General features: G+C 68.8%; 2 protein-coding genes. Both read right to left on the reverse strand.

Annotation, left to right across the window (positions count from 1 at the left end):
• Positions 1 to 34: 34 nt before the first annotated feature.
• The gene (locus tag IEY55_RS31660; protein WP_189062267.1) at positions 35 to 1,054 is read right to left on the reverse strand and encodes a YqaJ viral recombinase family nuclease; all 1,020 of its coding nucleotides are present in this window, start codon (positions 1,052 to 1,054) and stop codon (positions 35 to 37) included.
• The coding region (locus IEY55_RS31665; protein ID WP_189062268.1) for a hypothetical protein at positions 1,051 to 1,271 on the reverse strand (221 nt) is incomplete at its 5' end. The genes IEY55_RS31665 and IEY55_RS31660, both read right to left, overlap by 4 nt.

The raw sequence follows: 1,271 nt of genomic DNA on the forward strand, positions 1-1,271 counted from the left end.
CGCTGGGCGAGAGCAGCCTTGGCGGTCTCGTTGCTCACGAGGTCTCCTTGCTGTAGGTCAGGCGGCGGGAGGATGCGGTTTCGGCGACGCAGGCGGCGTAGGCGTCGGGGAACTCGGTGGCGAGCCGGTCGTAGTCGCAGGACCGCGACGGCCGGGACGGGGCACGGAACCGGGCCACGCGGCGGCCGTCGAGGTGCGCCTCCTCGGCGGCGCCCATTGCCAGCCGCAACTCGTTGTCTAGAACGTCGCGCTCCGCCCGGTAGGCCTTGATCAGCTCATCGAATTCGTGGCGCCGACGGATCGTCTTGTCCCAGTGCGGAGGCAACTCGACGGCCCGGCCAGGCTCGACCGGCATTGCGGCGAGCATCCGGGCTGCGGTGTCACTGGCGTCGACCGGCGGCGGGGTATCGGCCTGCACGTGATGCCAGAACTCGGTGGCGGCATCGAGCAGCATGCCGATCAGCTCATCGTCCCGTTCGACCACGCGCTCCAGATAGGTAGAGGTGTCCAGCAGCGCGACCACCCGGACCCGTTCCACACCCATCACGTGGGCCTGCCACTGGCACTGGGCGACGTAGTGGACAGGAACGTCGTCGTCGGCCCAGGCGGCGAGCTGCCGGTGGTCACCGGTCTTGCACTCGACCAGCTCGACCACGGTCCCGTCATCGACGACCAGGCCGTCCGAGGTGGCACGAATCCACGTCTGCCCCGGGACGGCGTACGTACCTTCGGGCGGAACGAGGGTGAGGTCCGGGTGCCGGCGGGCGAACTCGGCCAGCAGCACCGGCTCAAGGACCGTGCCCCAGTACATGCGCTCCCGCGTGTTGTCGTCGAAGTCCGGTTCAACGCGGCCGGTCTTCTGCAGCCACAGTTGGAATGGAGTCGCGAAGGGACTGATCCCGGCGGCCTGGGCAACCTCCGAGCCGCCGATGCCGTCACGCCGTGCCGTTACCCACTCATCGAGGGAGGCGTCACGCGGAACCACCAGCACCGGGCGCGGCAACTCCATCTCAGCACCGCCAGCAGAGGGAAGCGCAGCCGGTGAACTGCTCATGCGGCACGCTCCACCCGTATGGCGACCGCGGGTTCGTGCAGCTCCAGCTCGACCATGACGTCCGTATCGTCGAGGCCGTCCTCGAGTGCGTACTCGACGGCGTCCGGAAGACAGTTGACGCAGACCTCAACCAAACCGGACGGGGCGTCGACCGCGTCCCAGTAGATACCGGCGACCGCCGGCGCGGGCACCTCGGTGTCGCACCACTCGCACGGCT

The organism is Longimycelium tulufanense, assembly GCF_014645795.1.
Lineage (GTDB): Bacteria > Actinomycetota > Actinomycetes > Mycobacteriales > Pseudonocardiaceae > Longimycelium > Longimycelium tulufanense.

What these genes read in the sequence shown, in the direction of transcription:
- IEY55_RS31660 (WP_189062267.1), bottom strand. Translation starts at nt 1,054, where the DNA reads ATGAGCAGTTCACCGGCTGCGCTTCCCTCTGCTGGCGGTGCTGAGATG.